At 70.3% G+C, this 21,387-nt stretch carries 18 protein-coding genes and 1 tRNA gene; 9 read left to right on the plus strand and 10 right to left on the minus strand.

Annotated elements, in window-relative coordinates; genetic code table 11:
* The first annotated feature begins 380 nt into the window (after positions 1 to 380).
* On the plus strand, positions 381 to 776 hold the full coding sequence (locus tag ACRWK7_RS35640) for a (R)-mandelonitrile lyase (protein WP_431862671.1): 396 nt from the start codon (positions 381 to 383) through the stop codon (positions 774 to 776).
* A gap of 30 nt (positions 777 to 806) precedes the next feature.
* Here the strand turns inward: ACRWK7_RS35640 and ACRWK7_RS35645 are convergent, their stop codons facing one another.
* Positions 807 to 1,760, minus strand: a complete 954-nt coding sequence (locus ACRWK7_RS35645) for a cation diffusion facilitator family transporter (RefSeq protein WP_431862673.1) — start codon at positions 1,758 to 1,760, stop codon at positions 807 to 809.
* 363 nt (positions 1,761 to 2,123) lie between these two features.
* Here ACRWK7_RS35645 and ACRWK7_RS35650 point away from each other — a divergent pair, with 363 nt between their 5' ends.
* From ACRWK7_RS35650 to ACRWK7_RS35660, 3 genes are all read left to right on the plus strand, one after another.
* Positions 2,124 to 2,543 carry a CopG family transcriptional regulator gene (locus ACRWK7_RS35650; RefSeq protein ID WP_431862675.1) on the plus strand — a complete coding sequence of 140 codons (420 nt, stop codon included), beginning with the start codon at positions 2,124 to 2,126 and terminating at the stop codon, positions 2,541 to 2,543.
* 85 nt (positions 2,544 to 2,628) lie between these two features.
* The gene (locus ACRWK7_RS35655) at positions 2,629 to 3,864 is read left to right on the plus strand and encodes an extracellular catalytic domain type 1 short-chain-length polyhydroxyalkanoate depolymerase (protein ID WP_431862677.1); all 1,236 of its coding nucleotides are present in this window, start codon (positions 2,629 to 2,631) and stop codon (positions 3,862 to 3,864) included.
* Positions 3,865 to 4,101: 237 nt separating this feature from the next.
* Positions 4,102 to 4,311, plus strand: coding sequence for a cold-shock protein (locus tag ACRWK7_RS35660; RefSeq protein WP_431862679.1), 210 nt, complete (start codon positions 4,102 to 4,104; stop codon positions 4,309 to 4,311).
* Positions 4,312 to 4,390: 79 nt separating this feature from the next.
* On the opposite strand, the gene infC is transcribed toward ACRWK7_RS35660, so the two are convergent.
* From infC to ACRWK7_RS35690, 6 genes are all read right to left on the minus strand, one after another.
* A complete protein-coding gene (gene infC / locus ACRWK7_RS35665; RefSeq protein WP_431862707.1) occupies positions 4,391 to 4,924 on the minus strand; it encodes a translation initiation factor IF-3 in 534 nt (177 codons plus the stop codon).
* Positions 4,925 to 5,188: 264 nt separating this feature from the next.
* The gene (locus tag ACRWK7_RS35670; RefSeq protein WP_431862681.1) at positions 5,189 to 5,419 is read right to left on the minus strand and encodes a hypothetical protein; all 231 of its coding nucleotides are present in this window, start codon (positions 5,417 to 5,419) and stop codon (positions 5,189 to 5,191) included.
* A gap of 567 nt (positions 5,420 to 5,986) precedes the next feature.
* Positions 5,987 to 6,062 (minus strand) — tRNA-Ile (locus ACRWK7_RS35675).
* Between the two features lie 118 nt (positions 6,063 to 6,180).
* On the minus strand, positions 6,181 to 8,169 hold the full coding sequence (gene rpoD, locus ACRWK7_RS35680; RefSeq protein ID WP_431862683.1) for an RNA polymerase sigma factor RpoD: 1,989 nt from the start codon (positions 8,167 to 8,169) through the stop codon (positions 6,181 to 6,183).
* A gap of 163 nt (positions 8,170 to 8,332) precedes the next feature.
* A complete protein-coding gene (gene dnaG, locus ACRWK7_RS35685; protein ID WP_431862685.1) occupies positions 8,333 to 10,249 on the minus strand; it encodes a DNA primase in 1,917 nt (638 codons plus the stop codon).
* A gap of 120 nt (positions 10,250 to 10,369) precedes the next feature.
* The gene (locus ACRWK7_RS35690; protein WP_431862687.1) at positions 10,370 to 10,831 is read right to left on the minus strand and encodes a GatB/YqeY domain-containing protein; all 462 of its coding nucleotides are present in this window, start codon (positions 10,829 to 10,831) and stop codon (positions 10,370 to 10,372) included.
* 289 nt (positions 10,832 to 11,120) lie between these two features.
* Between ACRWK7_RS35690 and carA the strand changes: the two genes are divergently transcribed.
* Both carA and greB read left to right on the plus strand, forming a co-directional pair.
* Positions 11,121 to 12,287, plus strand: coding sequence for a glutamine-hydrolyzing carbamoyl-phosphate synthase small subunit (gene carA, locus ACRWK7_RS35695; protein WP_431862689.1), 1,167 nt, complete (start codon positions 11,121 to 11,123; stop codon positions 12,285 to 12,287).
* A complete protein-coding gene (gene greB, locus ACRWK7_RS35700; RefSeq protein WP_431862691.1) occupies positions 12,284 to 12,838 on the plus strand; it encodes a transcription elongation factor GreB in 555 nt (184 codons plus the stop codon). Before carA ends, greB begins: the two co-directional genes overlap by 4 nt.
* Before the next feature lie 28 nt (positions 12,839 to 12,866).
* Here the strand turns inward: greB and ACRWK7_RS35705 are convergent, their stop codons facing one another.
* Together ACRWK7_RS35705 and ACRWK7_RS35710 are read right to left on the minus strand one after the other, a co-directional pair.
* Positions 12,867 to 13,721 (minus strand): hypothetical protein, encoded by an 855-nt coding sequence (locus ACRWK7_RS35705; protein WP_431862693.1) that lies wholly within the window; start codon positions 13,719 to 13,721, stop codon positions 12,867 to 12,869.
* Between the two features lie 20 nt (positions 13,722 to 13,741).
* Positions 13,742 to 13,996 carry a hypothetical protein gene (locus tag ACRWK7_RS35710; RefSeq protein WP_431862695.1) on the minus strand — a complete coding sequence of 85 codons (255 nt, stop codon included), beginning with the start codon at positions 13,994 to 13,996 and terminating at the stop codon, positions 13,742 to 13,744.
* 192 nt (positions 13,997 to 14,188) lie between these two features.
* On the opposite strand from ACRWK7_RS35710, the gene ACRWK7_RS35715 reads away from it, so the two are divergent.
* Positions 14,189 to 17,242 carry a response regulator gene (locus tag ACRWK7_RS35715; RefSeq protein WP_431862697.1) on the plus strand — a complete coding sequence of 1,018 codons (3,054 nt, stop codon included), beginning with the start codon at positions 14,189 to 14,191 and terminating at the stop codon, positions 17,240 to 17,242.
* 6 nt (positions 17,243 to 17,248) lie between these two features.
* Positions 17,249 to 17,557 (plus strand): HNH endonuclease, encoded by a 309-nt coding sequence (locus tag ACRWK7_RS35720; RefSeq protein ID WP_431862699.1) that lies wholly within the window; start codon positions 17,249 to 17,251, stop codon positions 17,555 to 17,557.
* A gap of 170 nt (positions 17,558 to 17,727) precedes the next feature.
* Here ACRWK7_RS35720 and ACRWK7_RS35725 read toward each other — a convergent pair whose 3' ends face one another.
* Positions 17,728 to 18,108, minus strand: coding sequence for a cupin domain-containing protein (locus tag ACRWK7_RS35725; protein WP_431862701.1), 381 nt, complete (start codon positions 18,106 to 18,108; stop codon positions 17,728 to 17,730).
* A 90-nt stretch (positions 18,109 to 18,198) separates the two neighbouring features.
* Here ACRWK7_RS35725 and ACRWK7_RS35730 point away from each other — a divergent pair.
* Positions 18,199 to 21,387 (plus strand): AMP-binding protein (locus ACRWK7_RS35730; RefSeq protein WP_431862703.1); only part of this gene is annotated, 3,189 nt, incomplete at its 3' end.

Raw genomic sequence — 21,387 nt, forward strand, 5'->3', positions numbered from 1 at the left:
GTCGCCCTTCCGGCGTTCGCAGCGTCGCGCATGGATCGGCTTCAGCCGGCCTGACGGAACGGATGGCCCCAACGGGAATGAGGTTGGCGGCGGTGCTGCCGCCAATTCCTTCGCCGGCATCGAGCTGATCCGCGCCGACGCGATCAACAGGGCCTATGAGCGGATGCTCAAGGGCGACGTGAAATACCGGTTCGTGATCGACACCGCGTCCCTAGGCGCCTGATCGCGACTGCGGAACAGAGGACGGGCCGGTGCGACGCACCGGCCGGGTTCCGGCACGGTTCATTCACGAGCACGCGCGGCAGGCCCGATCGCCGAACCTCGTGGATTGTCGCTCAACAGCGGCCCCGACCGGGGCAAAGACCGGAGGATGAAAGACCATGGACATCACGCGCGTTGGCTCGCAGCCGTCCGCAAAGGGGCCGGGCGAGTGGTTCACCGGCACGGTCCGCATCGACCCGCTCTTCCAGGCGAACGCCCCCGCCCGTGCGATGGCGGCCAGCGTCACGTTCGAGCCCGGCGCCCGGACGGCATGGCACACCCATCCGCTGGGGCAGACCCTGATCGTCACGGCCGGCCTCGGCCGGGTGCAGCGCGAGGGCGGTCCGGTCGAGGAGATCCGGCCCGGCGACGTGGTCTGGTTTCCGCCCGGCGAGAAGCACTGGCATGGCGCTTCGCCCACCACGTTCATGACGCACATCGCCATCCAGGAGCAACTCGACGGCAAGGCCGTCGATTGGATGGAGAAGGTGACGGACGAGCAGTACGGCGGGTAGCCGACCGCCGCCCCGGCGAGCGGCTCCCGTCTAAACGACGTCGGCCGGGGCGAGGTGGCAGTCGCCGCCGTCGTGCTCGACCTGGATGGTCGCGTGCCCGATGCCGAACCGCTCCTTCAGGTCGTGCGCCACCTGCTTCAGGAACTCGTCGTCGGGTCCGGTGCCGGGGCGCACGAGGTGCGCGGTGAGCGCCGCGTCGGTGGTGCTCAGGCCCCAGATGTGCAGATCGTGCACCGCGACGACGCCGGGCAGCCCGGCCAGATAGCCTTCGACCGCGGGGCGGCTGATGCCGGCCGGGACGGCGTTCATGGCGAGGCTCACCGATTCCCGCAACAGCCCCCAGGTGCCGGCGACGATGACCGCGACGATGGCAAGGCTGACCGCCGGATCGAGCCACAGCCAGCCCGTCCAGCGGATCAGCAGCGCCGCCACCACCACGCCCAGCGACACCGCGGCGTCGGCCGCCATGTGCAGGTAGGCGCCCTTGAGGTTCAGGTCGGTGTCCTTGCCGCCGCTGAACAGCCAGGCGGTCCCCGCGTTGATCAGGATGCCGATCGCGGCGACCCACATCACGGTGCCGCCCTCGACCGGCTCGGGGTGCGCGAGGCGCCCGACCGCCTCCCAGGCGATGGCGCCGACCGCGATCAGCAGGACCACCGCGTTGAGCAGCGAGGCGAGGATCGACGAACTGCCGAACCCGTAGGTGTGGCGGTCGGTCGGGCGGCGCCGGGTGAGCCAGGCGGCGCCCCACGTCAGCAGCAGCCCGAGCACGTCGGAGAGGTTGTGGCCCGCATCGGCGAGCAGGGCGACCGAGTTGGCGATGACGCCGTAGACCGCTTCCAGGGCAACGAAGCCGAGGTTCAGCGCGGTGCCGATGGCGAAGGCTCGGTCGTAGCGGGCCGGGGCGTGGGAATGGCCAGGACCGTGCTGATGCCCGCGCCCGTGGTCATGGCCGGCGTGCTCATGCCTATGGTCGTGCGACACGCGGTGATCTCCCTCAGGTCCGATCCGGGATCACGCGCGTCCGGCGGATCCGCAAATGCCTCATTCGAACACCCAGCCTAGGAACAGCGGGCACGGACGCCCGCGGCCCCTGCCCCGGATGCCTTCAATCTCGCGCCCGGCGGACGTGCCCGAGCAGCCGCAGCGCGTTCCTTGCAACGATCACGGCCGCCCCGGTGTCCGCCAGAAGGCAACATAGATATCGTGTGCCGCATCATCGAGGCGCTGGCGTCATCGGTTCGGCGGCAGTCCATGATCGGACCAGAGCGGCACCGATACCCCCTTGATCAGCTCCGGGATCACCCCACTTACCATCTCACTGGATGGTGATGGGATGGTATAGAGATGGCCGGCAACGCACCCGAACCGAAGCCGAAGGCCGGCGACAGCGAGAAGATCACGATCAACCTCGGCTATGTCGACCTCGGCCACATCGATCTCCTGGTGCAGGAAGGGTTCTACGCGAATCGCACCGACTTCATCCGCACCGCGATCCGCAACCAGATCGACCGCCACGGCGACGCCGTGCGGCAGGCCGTGACGCGCAAGAGCGTCGATCTCGGCCTGCGTCATTACACCCGCGCGGACCTCGAAGCGGCGCGGGACGCCGGTCAGAGGCTCGACATCCGGGTCCTCGGGCTGGCCACCATCGCCCAGGACGTCACCCCCGAACTCGCCCGCGCGGCCATCGCCTCGATCGCCGTGCTGGGGGCCCTGCACGCCAGCGCCGCCGTCAAGGCGGCCCTTGCCGACCGTATGCGCTGACGGCGAACGCCGCCCGCCGCATTCCTGAAAGACGACGGACCGGGCTTCCCTGGAAGCCCGCGTCCGAGCACAGAAAGTTCCCGACATGACCGACCGCTTCTCCGCCGGGATGGCCGAGGCGACCCGCCTCACCCGGACCGGCAAGCTCGCCGAGGCGACCGCCCTCATCCAGCGTCTGCTGGGCGGCGCAGGAGCCGACGCGGCGCCCGAACCGGCGCGTCCCGGCTCCCCGGCCACCATCGATGCCGAGTTCGTCACGGTGGATGCGACGGACCCAACGCCGCCGCACCGCACCACGAGCCCCCCGTCCGCCGGGACGTTCGGCGGCCGCTTCCATCCCGGGCCGCGGGCGGGCCTGGGCGAGACCCTGCGCGGCCTTGCCGCCCGCGCCATGCCGGCCGGCCTCGACCTCGGAGTGGGCGACCTCGCCCGCCCGCCGGCCGATCCGCTGCCGGACGGCGCGTCCTTCACGGCGGCGTCCTACAGCAACGCGGCCGGGTCGCGCTCCTACAAGCTCTACGTTCCCGCCAACCAACGCGACGGCCAGCCGCTTCCCCTCGTGGTGATGCTGCACGGCTGCACCCAGTCGCCGGATGACTTCGCCGCCGGCACCCGCATGAACGCGCTGGCGGAGGAGCATGGCTGCCTCGTCGCCTACCCGGGACAGCCATCCTCGGCCAACGCCCAGAAGTGCTGGAACTGGTTCAACCCCGCCGACCAGCGGCGCGACGGCGGCGAGCCCTCGCTGATCGCGGGGATCACCCGGCAGGTCATGCGCGACCACCCCGTCGACCCCGGCCGCGTGTATGTCGCGGGCCTCTCCGCCGGCGGGGCGGCGGCGGCCATCATGGGCGCCGCCTACCCCGACCTCTACGCCGCCGTCGGGGTGCATTCCGGCCTGCCCCGCGGAGCGGCCCGCGACCTTCCCTCCGCCTTCGCCGCCATGCGCCAGGGGGGAGGAGCGGCGGAACAGCCATTCGCCACCCCGGTGCCGACCATCGTCTTCCACGGCGACCGGGACACCACGGTTCACCCGCGCAACGGCGAAGACGTCGCCGCGCAAGCCAAGGCGGGCGCGGCGGGGCTGCGGACGGTGGTGGAGCATGGCCGGGTGCCGGGCGGGCATGGCTACAGCCGCACGCTGCACACCGACGCCACCGGTCGCGTGCTGTGCGAGCAATGGACGATCCAGGGCGCGCAGCACGCCTGGGCCGGAGGCAGCCCGGCCGGATCCTACACCGATCCGCGCGGGCCGGACGCCTCGCGGGAGATGCTGCGCTTCTTCCTCGCGAACCCGCGGCGCACGCCGCATCGGCCGTAGCCGTCGGCATACCGCTCACAGGACGGCCCCGGCGGCAAGTGCCGGGAGCGTGGTGCCCGCCTCGACGGCGCGATCATTCCGCTTGTGGAGGCGGGCACCCATCCCTATGTGAACGGCGTCGAGTTTGCTCTGGGGTTTGCGTTCTCCAGCCCGGGTCCCGGGTTTGGTTCTCTTCCCGAAGTGAGTTTGATGCCCTCCCGATGTCCGGGCGGGCAACGCCAGAAAGGGAAGCACCCCATGGCCAACGGTACCGTCAAGTGGTTCAATTCCACCAAGGGCTTCGGCTTCATCCAGCCGGAAGACGGCTCGGCTGACGTCTTCGTCCACATCTCCGCCGTCGAGCGCGCGGGCATCGGCAACCTCAACGAGGGCCAGAAGCTCTCCTACGAGGCGGTGCGCGATCCGCGTCGCGGCAAGGTCTCGGCTGAGAACCTGCGCGCGCTCTGACGCACAGCGGATAGAACGAACAAAAAGGACGGCCGAAGCCGTCCTTTTTGCTTTCCGTTGAGTGACCCGCCGCAGGCCCTCAGCGTGGTGCCAGCACCATGATCATCATGCGGCCTTCCATCCGCGGCATCTGCTCCACCTTCGCGATCTCCTGAAGCTGGTCGCGTGCCCGGATCAGAACATCCATGCCAAGGTTCTGGTGCGCCATTTCGCGCCCGCGGAAGCGCATGGTCAGCTTGATCTTGTCGCCTTCCTGCAGGAAACGGATCGCAGCGCGCATCTTCACGTCGTAGTCGTGGTCGTCGATGTTCGGACGGAGCTTCAGCTCCTTCAACTCGACGATCTTCTGCTTCTTGCGCGCCTCGTTCGCCTTCTTCTGCTCCTCGAAGCGGAACTTCCCGTAATCGAGGATCTTGCACACCGGCGGCTCGGCCTGCGGCGCGACCTCGACAAGGTCGAGCTCCGCTTCCGCCGCGGCGTCGAACGCCTGACGCAGCGGGACGATGCCGACCATCTCTCCGTCGGCGCCCACGAGGCGCACCATGCGTGCGGTGATTTCCCGGTTGAGGCGCGGGCCTTCGCGGACCGGATCCGCGTCATATAGCTTGGCTATTGTCGATCTCCTGAGTGTCGTTGTTCCAGGCTGCCGGAGGGCCGCCCTAAGAACCGGGACGGTGGGCGAGGCTGGCCGCGATGCGATAGCACTCGTCGGTCGTTTGGCGGCGGGCGGCGGAGTCCGCGTTATTCGCCACGGCGGGAAGCGGGGTTGCCGCGCCCTCCACGACGGTGCGCGGTTGGGAGGGCGTGCGGTCCACGATCGTCATGGAAGTCCTTTCGGAGGCAGGCGTTAAATCGGCGGCGCGAGTTCGTGGCAACGTCAGGCGACCCGCAACCCGGCTGCCGTCTTGCGGCCTGTGCGCGGTGCGCGCTTGGCAGGCTTGAGGGCGTGCCGCTTGGCGACTTCGGCCTGGATGGCGGGAAGCATGGCTTGCGCAGCCTGCTGCTGTTTCGCCGTACCGGTCTGCGCCAGGCGCTCGGCGTTGGAGACGAGGGTGCCGAGGTCGTTGTCCGTCATCCCGGGCAGCTTTTCGATCAGATCCATGGTCATGAAGCCTTCGTGTGGTGAGGACGCCGGGGCGTCGTTGGCAGCGGTGGGTACCGTTCGTCCGGTCACCCGCGTCCCATCCGGCGAGCCGGTTCCGCACGGGGGCCGCAGCCACACCCGTGGAGAAACAGCAACCTCCCTTTACGTGGTCATGATCCATGAAAAATGCAAATTCCAAACGCTCTTCCGTTCAATATACCGTCCGATTCTCCGCGCCGCCACAAAATGCATCTGGGGATATTTTCATTTCGTCGATTTTCAGATTATCGCGAACAGCACAGAGAACCGGATGAGCTGTATTCATCGCAGGCACCTTTTCCTGCCCTCCCATCTGGACCAGCTGCCGCAACACGCGAACGGGCCTTCCGCCGCGACATCGGGCAGGCAAAGCGCATGAAAGTCCGCCGGACCGGGAGATGAAGGAGCGCACGGGCGTATCGGACGAATGCCATCAGCACGATCCGCAACGAGATGCGAGAGGTAAGCCCCCCGATTCTGCGGGCGACACGGTGGCTTGCGTGTCCATCGGGTTGGGCGCCCATTTCCGAGCGCGCTATCTCATGGAAAATATGGTGGGCCCGGCCGGATTCGAACCGACGACAACACCGTTATGAGCGGCGCGTTCTAACCGCTGAACTACAGGCCCACGGAGGCGGGACTTTGGCGCCAAACGCCGCGCCGTGCAACCCCGGAGTGCGGCCCGGAAAACGAAAACGGGGACCCGAAGGCCCCCGTTCCGATCTGCAAAAGACCCAAGTCCCCAATCAGGTATCGAGGAAGCTGCGCAGCTTGCGCGAGCGGCTCGGGTGCTTCAGCTTGCGCAGCGCCTTCGCCTCGATCTGGCGGATGCGCTCGCGGGTCACGTTGAACTGCTGGCCGACCTCTTCCAGCGTGTGGTCGGTGTTCATGCCGATGCCGAAGCGCATGCGCAGAACACGCTCCTCGCGCGGCGTCAGCGAGGCCAGCACGCGGGTCGTCGTCTCGCGCAGGTTCGCCTGGATGGCGGCGTCCAGCGGCAGCACCGCGTTCTTGTCCTCGATGAAGTCGCCGAGGTGCGAATCCTCCTCGTCGCCGATCGGCGTTTCGAGGGAGATCGGCTCCTTGGCGATCTTCAGGACCTTGCGCACCTTCTCCAGCGGCATCATCAGACGCTCGGCCAGCTCCTCCGGGGTCGGCTCGCGGCCGATCTCGTGCAGCATCTGGCGGCTGGTGCGGACCAGCTTGTTGATCGTCTCGATCATGTGCACCGGGATGCGGATGGTCCGCGCCTGGTCGGCGATCGAGCGGGTGATCGCCTGCCGGATCCACCACGTGGCGTACGTCGAGAACTTGTAGCCGCGCCGGTACTCGAACTTGTCCACCGCCTTCATCAGGCCGATGTTGCCCTCCTGGATCAGGTCCAGGAACTGCAGGCCGCGGTTCGTGTACTTCTTGGCGATGGAGATGACGAGGCGCAGGTTGGCCTCCACCATCTCCTTCTTGGCGCGGCTCGCCTCCTTCTCGCCCTTCTGGACGGTGGAGACGATGCGGCGGAACTCGCTGATCGGCACGCGCGACTCGTCGGCGATGCCGGCGATGGCCTCGCGCGTCTTGACGATGTCGCCCTCGTACTTCTCGACGTAGCGGCCCCAGGTCTTCGGGTTCAGGCCGCGGATGCGGTCCACCCAGTTCGGGTCCAGCTCGTGGCCGAAGTACTGGTTCAGGAAGTCCTCGCGCTTGACCCGGAACTCCGTCGCCATGCGCAGCAGCCGGCCCTCATAGCCGGTCAGCTTGCGGTTCAGGCCGTAGAGCTGCTCGACCAGCTGCTCGATGCGCTGGTTGTTCAGGCGCACCGTGTTCATCAGCTCGACCATCTCGGCCTTGAGCTTGTCGTACTTCTTGTCCGACTGCTTGCCGACGTCCTCGCCGCGCTGGATGGCGGTCAGGCGCTGCTCGTGCACCTTGTGCAGCTTGTCGTAGGTGGCCTTGATCTTCTCGAAGGTCTCCAGCACCTGCGGCTTCAGCGCGGCCTCCATGGCCGACAGGGACATGTTGTTGTCCTCGTCGCCCTCGCCGTCGCCCTCGCCCTCGGCGCCCGGCTCGCGCTCCTCGCCGCCCTCGGCGCGCTCGCCCTCGGGTTCCTCGGTGCGCTCGGCCTGCTCGCCCATCGCCTCGGCCGGCACGCCCTCGGGCAGGCCCTCGCCGTCCGGGCCGCCGCCGTAGGTGGCGTCCAGATCGATGATGTCGCGCAGCAGCATCTTCCCTTCCATGAGGGAATCGTGCCAGTCGATGATGGCGCGGATGGTCAGCGGCGATTCGCAGATCGCGCCGATCATCATCTCACGGCCGGCCTCGATGCGCTTGGCGATGGCGATCTCGCCCTCGCGGCTCAGCAGCTCGACCGAGCCCATCTCGCGCAGGTACATGCGCACGGGGTCGTCGGTGCGGCCGATGTCGTCGTCGTCGAGGTTGCCCGACGAGCGCCCCTCGCCGTCGCCCGCGGCGTCGGCGTTGGCGGTGTCGTCCTGCTCCTCGGACTCCACGATGTTGATGCCCATCTCGGACAGCATCGCCATCGTGTCCTCGATTTGCTCGGAGGACGAAGAGTCGGGTGGCAGGGCCGAGTTCAGCTCGTCGTAGGTGACGTAGCCGCGCTCCTTGCCCTTGGCGATCATCTTCTTGACGGCAAGCCCCATGCCGTCCATCAGAGGACCATCACCGGACTCTTCCCGGTTCTCGGACGATTCAACGCTGTTCGCTGCTTTCGTGGCCATGCGACTGCTGCCCCCGCATTACCCCAGATAAAGACAAAGGCGACACGAACCCGCGGCGGTCATACCGCACCGTTCGTTCCGCCAATCGGATTTTTTCCCGCTCCAAACCAATGACCGGCCCCGCTTCTCCGTCCAAAGCCCCGCTTTCCCACCCCAACAGTGGTTACGACGCATTGTCGTCGAGGTCCGAGTCATCCATACCCATACCGACCTTTATGACCTCCTGCCGGAGAACCAACAGTCGCGCGTACACTTCGTCACTGGTTTCGCGCGCCAGAGCTTCCTCCGCTTCCTTCAGTTCGGCGACAAGCTGCGCATGGCGCAGGTGCCCCCATGTCCGCCACCATCCCCGCCTTGCCTCCTGAGCGGAGGACCCGGGTTCGGCGAACCAACCATGGTCATAGGCCGACTCGCTGAGCACCGATGCCAAAATGGTATCAAAGCCCGCGGAAGACAAATGGCTTTCGACAGCGGCGGCGTCAAGTCCCGAGTCGCCCCCGGAGTCGGCGGAAAGTATGGTTATGACCGCTTGCCGGAGTTCATCCAGCCCTCCAGACGGAAATGGCAGCATTCCAAGCGATTCCCCCACCTCATCAAACAACTCTGGGTGGTTTATCAGCGTGGCCAGCAGCACCCTTTCACGCACATGGTCGAGCACCGAACGGACAGGGCTACGCCTTTTGTGCCCAGGCGGAGGCCCAGTGCGCAGCCCCGGCTCCCCCACGAGGTGCCGTTGCGGCTTCCGAGTCGCACCCGGACGGCCCGGCTGCCAGGGTCCGCGGGCCTGCCCTTGCGGGCGGGTCCAGGCGAACGCCTCGTCCACCCGGCGGCGCATCTCGGTGCGGTAGAAGGCCTGCACGGTGCGGTCGGCGATCTGGTCGCAGCGCGCCTCCAGGGCGGCCTTGATAGCGGCCTTGGATTCGGGGGTGTCGGTGCGCTTGCCCTCCGTCTCCATGCGCCAGACCGCCTCGGCCAGCGGAATCGAGACTTCCAGCACGCCGCGCATGGCCTTTGCCCCCTGGACGCGGATCAGGCTGTCGGGGTCCTCGCCCTCGGGCAGGAAGACGACGCGGGCCGAATGGCCGGGGGCGAGGTGCGGCAGGATGCGGTCCACCGCCCGCCACGCGGCGCGCCGGCCGGCGTTGTCGCCGTCGAAGCAGAGGTACGGCTCCTTTTCCGCGCCGGGAATGAGCTTCCACAGCTCCTGGATCTGCGTCTCGGTTAGCGCGGTGCCGAGCGGCGCCACCGCCCCTTCGAACCCGGCGCGCACCAGGGCGATGACGTCCATATAGCCTTCGGCGACGATCACCGGCTGCCCGTCGCCCGCCGCCTGCCGCGCCCTCGACAGGCCGTAGAGCAGCGTGCCCTTGTGGAAGAGCGGGGTGTCGGACGTGTTGATGTACTTCGGCCCGTCGCCCTCCATCAGCCGGGCGCCGAAGGCGACGACGCGGCCGCGGCGGTCGGCGACGGGGAAGATCACCCGGTTGCGGAAGAAGCTGAAGGGCGCGCGGCCGTCCTCCGGCCGCTTCAGCAGGCCGGCGGTGACCATGTCGTCGTCGCCGAAGCCCTGGCTCTGCATGTACTGGCGCAGCGCGTTGCCGTCGGCCGGCGCGAAGCCCAGGCGGAAGCGGGCGATGATCTCGTCGTCCAGCCCGCGGCGGCGGAAATAGTCGTAGCCGGCGCGGCCGGCGGGCGCCACCAGCTGGCGCTCGAACCAGCGGCAGGCCTGCTCGGTGAGGTCGTGCAGGGTCTTCTGCCGCTCGTAGCGGTGCCGGTCCTCCTCGGTGGGGCGCGGCACCGGCAGCCCGGCCTCCGACGCCAGCGCCTCCACGGCCTCGGGGAAGGCCAGGTTGTCGTGGCGCATCACGAAGCCGATGATGTCGCCGTGGGCGCCGCAGCCGAAACAATGGAAGAAGCCCTTCTGGTCGTTGACGTAGAAGGACGGGGTCTTCTCGTTGTGGAACGGGCACGGGGCCTTGTACTCGCGCCCGGCGCGCTGCAGGCGCATGCGCTTGGACACCACGTCGGACAGGGCCAGACGGGTGCGCAGCTCCTCCAGGAATTGGGGCGGGAAGGCCATGGGGTTCCGATGACGCGGGCGTGAGGGGGAGGTACGCTACAGATAAACGGTTAAGGTCTCGTCATCGGGCAAGAGGTAGGTCGGACGCCCCCTCTCCCGCCCCGGGAGAGGGGATCCCCGTCAGCCCCCCGAAAGCTGCTGCTTGATCAGGCCGCTGGCCTTGCCGAAGTCCATCTGGCCGGCGTAGCGGGCGCGCAGCTCCGCCATCACCTTGCCCATGTCCTTGACCGAGGCCGCGCCCGTCTCGGCGATGATCGCCTTGATGGCCTCCAGCGACTCCGATTCGGACATCTGCTTGGGCAGGAAGCGCTCGATCACCTGGATCTCCTCGCGCTCCTGGTCGGCCAGTTCCTGGCGGCCGCCCTGCTCGTACAGCGCGATCGATTCCTGGCGCTGCTTCACCATGCCCTGCAGCATGGCGAGGATCTCGCCCTCCTCGATGCCCGTCGTGACGCCCTTTCCGCGCGCCTCGATGTCCTTGTCCTTCAGCTTGGCGAGGACCATGCGCACGGTGGACAGCGCGCGCTGGTCCTTCGCCTTCATGGACTCCTTCAGGGCCTCGTTGAAGCGCTCGCGCAGCATGACCGTCCTCTTCCGTCAGATTAGAATGACCGGCGCCCCTGATAGCGCATTCCCTTCCCCGCTTCCAGACATCCCGGATCCGCGAACGCGGGGGTGGAAATCGGGCCGCCGTTCGTCATATAGGTTGACCGGCCCACCGCTCCTGCCTATTCCATGCCCGCTTCCGTCCGAACCCGTCGGACCGGGGGCGTTCAGGCGCGAGCGCGTGCGCCGCGCAGGCCGGCCCGCCGACCGGCCCGCGAGCACTGGATATGTCGCCCGCGGCAGGCGTTGTGAAGGTCCGGACCCTATGCCCGATAGCAATACCCCCGAACTCCACACCGGTGTGCTCGTCCTTGCCGACGGAACCGTGTTCCGCGGCCGCGGCATCGGCGCCGTCGGGGATTCGGTGGGCGAGGTGTGCTTCAACACCTCGATGACCGGCTACCAGGAGATCCTGACCGATCCCAGCTACGCCGGGCAGATCATCACCTTCACCTTCCCGCACGTCGGCAACGTCGGCACCAACGTCGAGGACATCGAGACGGTGACCCCGGCGGCCCGCGGCCTGATCCTGCGCGCCGACATCACCGACCCGTCGAACTGGCGCTCCAGCAAGCATCTGGACGCTTGGCTGAAGAGCTACGGCCTGATCGGCCTCGCCGGCATCGACACCCGGCGGCTGACCCGCCGCATCCGCGACCTGGGCGCGCCGAACGGCGTGGTCGCGCACGACCCGAAGGGCGAGTTCGACCTCGACGCGCTGCGCGCCAAGGCCGCCGCGTGGCCGGGGCTGGAGGGCATGGACCTCGCCAAGGAGGTGTCCTGCCGCCAGACCTACTCGTGGAACGAGGCGGCGTGGACCATGGGCAAGGGCTACGCCACGCAGGAGAACCCGCGCTTCCACGTGGTGGCGCTGGACTTCGGCGCCAAGCGCAACATCCTGCGCTGCCTCGCCGACGCCGGCTGCAAGGTCACCGTGCTGCCGGCCACCGCGACGGCCGAGGACGTGATGCGCCACAAGCCGGACGGCGTGTTCCTGTCCAACGGCCCCGGCGACCCCGCCGCCACCGGCGAATACGCGGTGCCGACCATCAAGGCGCTGGTCGACACCGGCGTGCCGATGTTCGGCATTTGCCTGGGCCACCAGATGCTGTCGCTGGCGCTGGGCGGCAAGACGGTGAAGATGGAGCGCGGCCACCGCGGCGCCAACCACCCGGTCAAGGACCTCGCCACCGGCCGCGTCGAGATCACCAGCCAGAACCATGGCTTCGTCGTGGTGCCGGAGAGCCTGCCGGCCGACGTCCAGGTGACGCACGTCAGCCTGTTCGACGGCACCAACGAGGGCATCCGCCTGAAGGGCAAGCCGGTGTTTTCGGTGCAGTACCATCCGGAGGCCTCGCCGGGACCGCAGGACAGCCACTATCTGTTCCATCGCTTCGTGGACCTGATGGACGGCAAGCCGCTTCCCGAATGAGCAAGGCCTTTACGAAAGAATCCGACCGCGACGACGAGGACGACGGCGCCGACGGCGCGCCGTCGATCCCCAAGGGCGTGAAGAACTACATCACGCCCGCCGGCTTCCAGCGGTTGCAGGACGAACTCAAGCACCTGCTGCGCGTCGAGCGCCCGAAGGTGGTCGAGGTGGTGTCCTGGGCCGCCGGCAACGGCGACCGGTCGGAGAACGGCGACTACATCTACGGCAAGAAGCGGCTGCGCGAGATCGACCGGCGCATCCGCTTCCTGAACAAGCGCCTGGAGGCCGCCGAGGTCGTCGACCCGCAGCGCCAGACCACCCGCGACCGGGTGTTCTTCGGCGCCACGGTGATCTACGCCCGCGACGACGGCGAGGAGCGCACCATCACCATCGTCGGCATCGACGAGACCGACACCGACGCCGGCCGGGTCAGCTGGATCTCTCCCATCGCCCGCGCGCTGCTGAAGGCGCAGGAAGGCGACGTGGTCGAGCTGCGCACGCCCGCGGGGGTGGAGAGCATCGAGGTGGTGGAGATCCGGTATCCGGATTGATTCCCGCTCCCGCTCTGGGAGGGGGGAATCAAGGCGTCTTCACACTCGTCTTCGTCTGTTCCCCCGTCTTCGCCGGCACCCGCTCGATCCCACCGAACGCCGTGGCACCCCCACGCGTGCCCGGCGAGGTCCCGCACTGCCCCACCTGCGTGTCGTCCACGCTGCGCTCACCCTCCTGCTTGCCCACCGTCCCCCAATCCGCGCCACTGCGTTCGCCCGCGTGCGCCACCGGGTGGGCGCCGCGCGACGGATCGCCGCCGTCGGCCTGGCCGGGACGCAGCACCTCCATCGGGCCGGCGCTCTGGTCGAAGGGCGCCCAGGCGGCGGTGCGCCAGTCGGCGCCGCGGCCGGCCAGCGCGTCCTTGCCGCGGTGGCCCCCGCCACCGCCCGGCGTGCGCACATCGGCCGGCGGGTGGCGGGCCAGCACCTCGCTCACCCGGTCGGGGTCCGCTCGGTCGGTGTGCACGATCAGCAGCGTGCCGCCGCGCTCCACGCCCTCGCTGTAGGCGTGCGCCTCGTGCGCCGGCACGCCGAGCCCGGTCAGCGAACCGACCAGCCCGCCGGCCACCGCCCCTGCCCCGGCGCCGACCAGCCCGGCGGCGATCGGCCCGATGGCCACCGCCGCGCCGACGCCGGGAATCGCCAGCACCGCCATGGCGAGCATCGCTCCGCCGACGCCGCCCAGCGTGGCGGCGATCGCCGTTCCGGTGCTGGCGTCGCGGTCGGCGTCGATGCCGGCCAGCGCACTGCCCCCGTCCCGTTCGGCCGGGTGCGAGGCCACGAGGCTGATGGCGTCGCGCGGCACGCCGGCGCCGGTCAGGTCGTCCACCGCGCGCTTCGCGTCTCCGGCGCGGTCGTAGAGGGCGACAATGGTTTTACCCATCGAAAAATCCTCCTTCGTCATCACCAGCGCAGCACCAGCATGGACAGCACCAGCAGCACCACGACGATCGCCAGCACCGGGATCGCCATGCCCCCCGCCGACCAGCCGCCGCGCGTCGAACTCGGCGTGATCCGCGGCGGGTTGGTCACCGGCGGGCGGTCACCGAGTCCGGCCGCGGAACCGCGCAACGGCGCGTCGCGGCTGCGCTGCGGCGCGCCGGTGGCGTCCGGCGGCGGCATGTGGTCCGGTGCGTGGCGGGAGGTACCGTCGTCCATCTGCAAGTCCCCATCAGCGCCGAGGCGGTCTCCCAACCGCCAACAGGGTGGCGCGGCCGAGGTTCCCCGGCGCGGCTGGCCCGGCGCCACCAGAGCGGGAATTTCCCGCCCGTCATCGAGACGGTTTTGTCGTATCCGCAGTTGGTATAGGGTCGGACCGCACGACAACGGCCCGGTCAAGGCGACGGCACGGTGAGCGCAGGCAAGAAGGATAGCCCAACCGGCGACGGCGCCGCCGTGGGAGGCGGGATTCCGCTGCGTTCGGGCCTGCTGCTGCTGGTGGTCGCGGCGCTGCTGCCGGTGCTGGTGTTCGCCGGCTGGATGGTGGCGCGCACCGCCGACGCCCAGCGCGCCGCAGTGGAGGAGCGCGTCCGCCACCTGGCGCAGACCCTCGCAGTCGCCATCGACCGCGAACTGGCCGGCATGGCCTCGGCGCTCCAGGTGCTGGCGGTCTCGCCGCGGGCGGAGCGCGGCGACCTCGCAGCCCTCCACGCCCAGACGGTGGACGTGCTGCGCCAGATCGACCCGCGACGCGAGGGCCTGTACATCACGCTCACCGACCGCGAGGGCCAGCAACTCCTCAACACCCGCCGCCCCTACGGCGAGCCGCTGCCGCGCACCGCCAACGTCGAGATGGTACGCCGCGTGGTCGAGACCGGGCAGGCGCAGGTCTCCGACCTGTTCCCCGGGGTCATCGCCGACACGCCGCTGGTCGCCGTCGGCGTGCCGCTCCGCCGCGGCGGCACGGTCGATCATGTGCTGTCCATGAGCATCCCGGTGGAGGCGCTGAGCGGCATCCTGCGCCGGCAGGGTCTGCCGGAGGGGTGGATCGCCGGGGCCTGGGACCGGCGGAGCGTGATCCTCGCCCGCTCGCTGTCGCCGGAGCGCTTCGTCGGCAGCCCGATCCGCCCGGAGGTCGCGTCGGTCGTCGCGAACGGCGCCACCGGCAGCTTCCGCTCCATGTCGATGGAAGGCATCCCGGTGTTCAACGCCTGGGCGCGCACCGGCATGGCTGGCTGGACGGTCGGCGTCGGCGTGCCGTTGCGCACGCTGAACGAGCCGCTGTACCAGTCGCTGGTCACCGTGGCCGTCGGCGGCGCGGTGCTGTTGCTGGCCGGCGCTGCGGTCGCCCTGGCGGTGGGCCGGCGGTTGTCCGGCGCGGTGGCGGAACTGGCCCGCGCCGCCCGCGCGCTGGGCCGCGGGGAGGCGCCCGGCGCGGTGCGCACCTGGGTGCGCGAGGTCAACGCCGTCGGCGTCACCCTGGCCGATGCCGCCCTGCGCCTGGGCGAAAGCGAGGCGCAGCAGCGCCTGGCCATGGAGGCCGGCAACGTCGGCGTCTGGCGGCTCGACCGCCGCACCGGCACGTTGCGCGGCTGGGGGCGCAGCGCCGAGATCCTCGGTCTGCCGCCGGGCATGGCGGAGGCGCCGGTCGCCGACTGGCTGCGCCACGTCCGGCCGGAGGAGGTCGCCCAGGTGCGCGCCGCCCTGCTTCCCCCCGATGGCGCGCCGGGCGAGTTCGCGCTGGAATTCACCGTGCTGCCGCCCGACGCCCCGCCGCGCTGGGTGGCGCTGCGCGGCGCGGTACCGGCCGACCCCGGCGGCGGGGCGCGGCGCGCCGTCGGCATCCTGGAGGACGTCACCGCCACCCGGAGCGCCTTCCAGGCCCGCTTGGGCGAGGCGGCGGAGCGGCACGCCGCCGACCGCCGGCTGTTCGCGGCGATCATCGAAAGCTCCAGCGACCTCGTCGCCGCGGTCGATCTCGACATGCGCTTCATCCTGTTCAACGGCGCCTTCCAGCGCACCATGGAGGCGCTGTACGGCCGCACGCCGCGCATCGGCGATTCCCTGGCCGAGACGCTGGCCGCCCAGCCGCAGGAGCAGGAGCGCGCCGTTGCCCTGTGGAGCCGCGCATTGTCCGGCGAGCGCTTCGTGATCGAGGAGTCCTTCGGCGGCCCTGCCGGCGAGATGCGCGCGTTTGAAATCGCCTTCGACACCCTGCGCGACGCCGACGGCGCCCTGATCGGCGTCTTTCAGCTGGTCCGCGACGTGACCGAGCGCGCGCGGGCCGAGGAGGCGCTGAACCGCGCCGAGGACACCTTGCGCCAGGCGCAGAAGATGGAGGCGATCGGCCAGCTGACCGGCGGCATCGCGCACGACTTCAACAACCTGCTGCAGGCCATCGGCTCCAGCCTGCACCTGATCGCCGAGCGCTGCGACGGGACGGCGACGCTGGAGCCGCTTGGCCTCGCCGCCGCGGCGGTGGAGCGCGGCGCCACGCTGACCCAGCACCTGCTGGCCTTCTCGCGCCGGCAGCGGCTGGAGCCCCGCGCGGTGGACGTCGGCGCCCTGGCGCGCGGCATGGCCGGCCTGCTGGAGCGCACGCTGGGCGGCACCATCGAGGTCGCGGTGGACACCGCCGCCGGGCGCTGGCCGGCGCAGGTCGATCCGACGCAGCTGGAGATGGCGCTGCTCAACCTCGCCATCAACGCGCGCGATGCGATGGCGGGCGGCGGCACGCTGACCCTCCGCACCGCCGACCGCCGCCTCGGCCCCGGCGACCCGCAGCCGGCCGGGCTGGAGCCCGGCGACTACGTCGCCGTCGCGGTCGCCGACACCGGGACCGGCATGAGCGCGGAGGTGGCCGCCCGCGCCTTCGAGCCGTTCTTCACCACCAAGGGCGTCGGCCACGGCACCGGCCTCGGCCTCAGCATGGTGCACGGGCTGGCGGCGCAGTCGGGCGGCGCGGTGACGCTGGACACCCGGCCGGGCGACGGCACCACGGTGACGCTGTACCTGCCGCGGGCGCCGGAGGCCTCGGCGACGGCGGATATCCCCGCCCCCCGCGCCGAGGCGGAGGTCGGGCCGGCGACGGTGCTGCTGGTCGAGGACGAGGCGCTGGTGCGCACGGCCACCGCGGCTTTCCTGGCCGGCTCGGGCTTCACCGTGCTGGAGGCGACGGACGGCGCCGCGGCGCTGACCCTGCTGGAGGGCCGGGACGGCGCGGTGGACCTGCTGCTGACCGACTACGCCATGCCCGGCATGACCGGGCTGGAGCTGTTGCGCACGGTGCGCGCCCGCTGGCCGGCGCTGCCGGGGGTGATGGTCACCGGCTACGCCGAGATGCCCGCGGCCGGGCCGGGGCTGGACGGCCTCGTGGTGGTGCAGAAGCCGTACCGGCCGGACCAGCTGCTGGCGCGGCTGCGGGCGCTGCTGCCCTTGACGGGACCGGCCACGGCGCCGACCTGACGGCGCATGCCCAGGATCCCCGACCCGGCCGGTCCGTGCCCGCTGTGCGGCCGTCCGATGATGCCCGGCCCCAGCCTGAACGAGCACCACCTGACGCCGCGCCGCTACGGCGGGCGGGAGACGGTGACCATGCACCGCGTCTGCCACGGCAAGATCCACGCCGTGCTGACCGAGGCCGAGCTGCGCGACCAATACAACACCGTGGAGAGCCTGCGCGCCCACCCGGAGCTGGCCGCCTTCATCCGCTGGCTCGCCCGCAAGCCGCCGGAGTTCGTCGACGGGCACGCGGGCGGGCGGGGGAAGCGGCGGCGGTGAGGGTTTTTGCCCCCTCCCCATCCCTCCCCCGCCTTTGGCGGTGGAGGGGGGCAGAGCGGCGGAGTTCCCTCTCCCGCTCTCAGCGGATCCGAAGGATCCGCTTGCCGCGTCAGGCGGATCGAAGATCCGCCGAGAGCGATGCGGGGGAGGGTTAGGGAGGGGGCAACACGCTACTCCGCCATCGCCGTCTCGAACTCCGCCGGCAGGGTGATCTCCAGCATCTCCAGGTCGTCGGAGTGGGCGATTTCCACGTGCCGGATGCCCGGCGGCTGGTGCACGCAGCTACCCGCCCGCAGGATCACCTCGCCCTGCCCCTCGTAGGCGAACTTCACCCAGCCTTTCAGCACGTAGACCATCTGAAACTGAAGATCGTGCGTGTGCCGGCCGCCCAGACTCTCCTCTCCCGGCCGGGCGCGGATCACGTGCGCCCCGACCATGCCGCCGGTGGCCTCCTTGATGCCGAGGTCGCGGTACTCGAAGAACGGCCGCAGCCCGTCGCGCCGGAAAGCCGAGTCGTCGGCGTGGCTGACCGTGAAGCGCATCTCCGTCATGACCTTTCCTCCCTTAGTTCGCCATGCGAACCAGTATGGCGCAGCCGGGCCGCCGCGCTATAGTGCGCGAAAATCGTAGGGAGGACCGACATGGCCGAACGCGCCGCCGTCACGCCGCCGCTGCCGCAGGACGTCACCGTCAACCCGATCCGCAGCGCCGCCGACTGGCAGCGCATGCGCGCGGCGTGCGAGCGCGACCCCGGCGCCTTCCACGGCGACATCGCGGCGCGCACCATCCACTGGTTCGACGGCGAATCCTGGCTGAGCCGCGAGGCGGACGGCGTCTGGCGCGGCTGGAACGCCGCCACCGGCGAACCGGCCGAGCGGCGCGACTGGACACCCTGGACCACGGCCTTCGACGGGGCCGACGCCCCCTTCTACCGCTGGTTCTCCGGCGGGCGGACCAACGCCGCCTTCAACGAGGTGGACCGCCACGTGCTGTCCGGCTTTGGTGCCGAGGCCGCCTACTGGTACGAGGGCGACCGCTGGGACGCCGCGGCCAACGGCGGGCGCGGCGGCCCGGTGCACCACGTGACGCTGACCCGGCGCGAGCTGCTGGTCCGCTCGGTGTTAGCGGCGCAGGCGCTGACCGACCTGGGTCTCAATCCGGGCGACCGCATCGCGCTGAACATGCCGAACATCCTCGACCAGATCGTCTGGACCGAGGGCGCCAAGCGGCTGGGCGTCATCTACACGCCGGTGTTCGGCGGCTTCTCCGACAAGACCCTGTCCGACCGCATCGAGAACGCCGGCGCGCGCGTGGTCATCACCGCCGACGGCGCGTCGCGCAACGCCGAGATGGCGCCCTTCAAGGAGGCGTACACCGACCCGGCGCTCGACCGCTTCGTGGCGCTGCCGGTGGCCCTGCGCATTGTGGCGGAGGTGCTGCGCATCAAGGGCGCCGCCACGGACCTGCTGGACGTCATGGCGAACGGCCTGTCCGGCGAGATCACCGTCGCCCCCGCCGACGTGATGCGCGAGTTGGGCAAGGCGCTGGACGCGCACGGCGGCCTGAACGCCGCGGCGCTGGCCGACCTGCGCGCCTCCGTGGCCGAGGCGCTGGCCTCCGCCCCGCCCCGCGTCGAAAAGGTCGTGGTGGTCCGCCACGCCCACCTGCCGGAGATCGCCTGGGTCGAGGGCCGCGACGTCTGGGCGCACGAGCTGCTGGCCGCCGCCGAAACCGCGGTGTGCAAGGCCGCCGGAGTGGCGGACATGGAGGCGCTGCGCGCCCTCGACGACCGCGCCCTGTGCGCCGCGCTGTGGAAGGCGGTGCCGTGCCGGCCGGTCGATGCCGAGTACCCGCTGTTCATCATCTACACCTCCGGCTCGACCGGCAAACCGAAGGGTGTCGTGCACGTGCACGGCGGCTACGTCGCCGGCGTGGCGCACACCATGGCGGTGAGCTTCGACGCGCTGCCCGGCCGCGACGTGATCTACGTGGTCGCCGACCCCGGCTGGATCACCGGGCAGAGCTACCTGATCACCGCCTCCCTCGCCGCCCGCATCCCCGGCATCATCACCGAGGGCGCGCCGGTGTTCCCCAACGCCGGCCGCTTCGCCTCGATTATCGAGCGGCACCGGGTGACGATCTTCAAGGCCGGCGTGACCTTCCTGAAGACCGTCATGACCCACCCGGAGAACCGGGCGGACGTCGAGCGCTACGACCGCTCCACCCTGCGCGTCGCCACCTTCTGCGCCGAGCCGACCAGCCCCGCCGTGCAGGCCTTCGGCATGGCGGTGATGACGCCGCAGTACATCAACTCCTACTGGGCGACCGAGCACGGCGGCATCGTCTGGACCCACCCCTACGGCAACCCGGACCAGCCGCTGCGCGCCGACGCGCACACCTATCCGCTGCCCTGGGTGCTGGGCGACGTGTGGGTTCCCGAAGGCGAACCGGACGCGCAGGGTCGCCACGCCTTCCGCCCGGCGGAGCTGGAGGAGAAGGGCGAGATCGTCGTGGCCGCCCCCTACCCCTATCTCGCCCGCACCATCTGGGGCGACGCGGAGTCCGTCGGGCAGCCGGGCTGGAAAGGGGACTTCGAGCGCTTCGTGAAGACCTACTTCGGCCGCTTCCGCGACAGCGAGGGGCGGCCGGTGTGGGCCTATCTGCAGGGCGACTTCGCGCGCCGGTACGCGGACGGCTCATTCAGCCTGCACGGCCGCTCGGACGACGTGATCAACGTCTCCGGCCACCGCATGGGCACCGAGGAGATCGAGGGCGCGATCCTGCGCGACAAGCAGATCAACCCCGACTCCCCCGTCGGCAACGTCATCGTCGTCGGCGCCCCGCACCGCGAGAAGGGCCTGACCCCGGTCGCCTTCGTGCTGCCCGCCAAGGGCCGCACGCTCACCGGCGACGACGAGCGGCGCCTGAAGGACCTCGTGCGCCAGGAGAAGGGCGCGGTGGCCGTGCCCTCCGACATCCTGACCGTGCCGGCGTTCCCGGAGACGCGCTCGGGCAAGTACATGCGCCGGTTCCTGACCGCGATGATGAACGGCGAGGATCTCGGCGACACCTCCACCCTGCGCAACCCCGAGTGCCTGCCCGACCTGCGCGGCCGCATCGACGCGTGGCTGCGCGGCCAGCAGCGCGCCGAGGAGCAGCGCCTGCTGGAGCGCCAGCGCTTCCTGTCGATCCAGTACGACACCCTGGCGGACGGTGTGCGCATGGCGACGGTGACCATCGACAACCCGCCGGTCAACGCGCTGTCCGACCGGCTGCTGGACGAACTCGACACTCTGGTCGGCCATCTCGCCCGCCGGACAGACATCCGAGCGGTGGTCATCACCGGAGCCGGCGGCCGGAGCTTCGTGGCCGGCGCGGACATCCGCCAGCTGTTGGACGAGGTGCGCGACGAGGAGGAGGCCCGCGCCCTGCCCGCCAAGGCGCACGCGGTGTTCCGCGCCCTGGAATCGCTCGACAAGCCGGTGATCGCCGCGATTCGCGGCGTGGCGCTGGGCGGCGGCTGCGAGCTGGCGATGGCCTGCCACGTCCGCGTGGCCGACCCGCGGGCGAAGCTCGGCCAGCCGGAGATCAACCTGTTCCTGCCGCCCGGCTACGGCGGCACGCAGCGCCTGCCGAGGCTGTTGCTGCGCAAGGACCCGGAGCGCGGGGTGGAGCGGGCGCTGGAGATCCTGCTGTCGGGGAGGCAGGTCGACGCGGAGACGGCGCTGGACATCGGCCTGGTCGACGTGATCGCCCGCGGCGCGGACGACGCGCTGACGCTGGCCAAGAGCATGGCGCGGGAGATGGCTCTCGCTCCCTCCCCTGCCTCC

The organism is Azospirillum sp., from assembly GCF_050789165.1.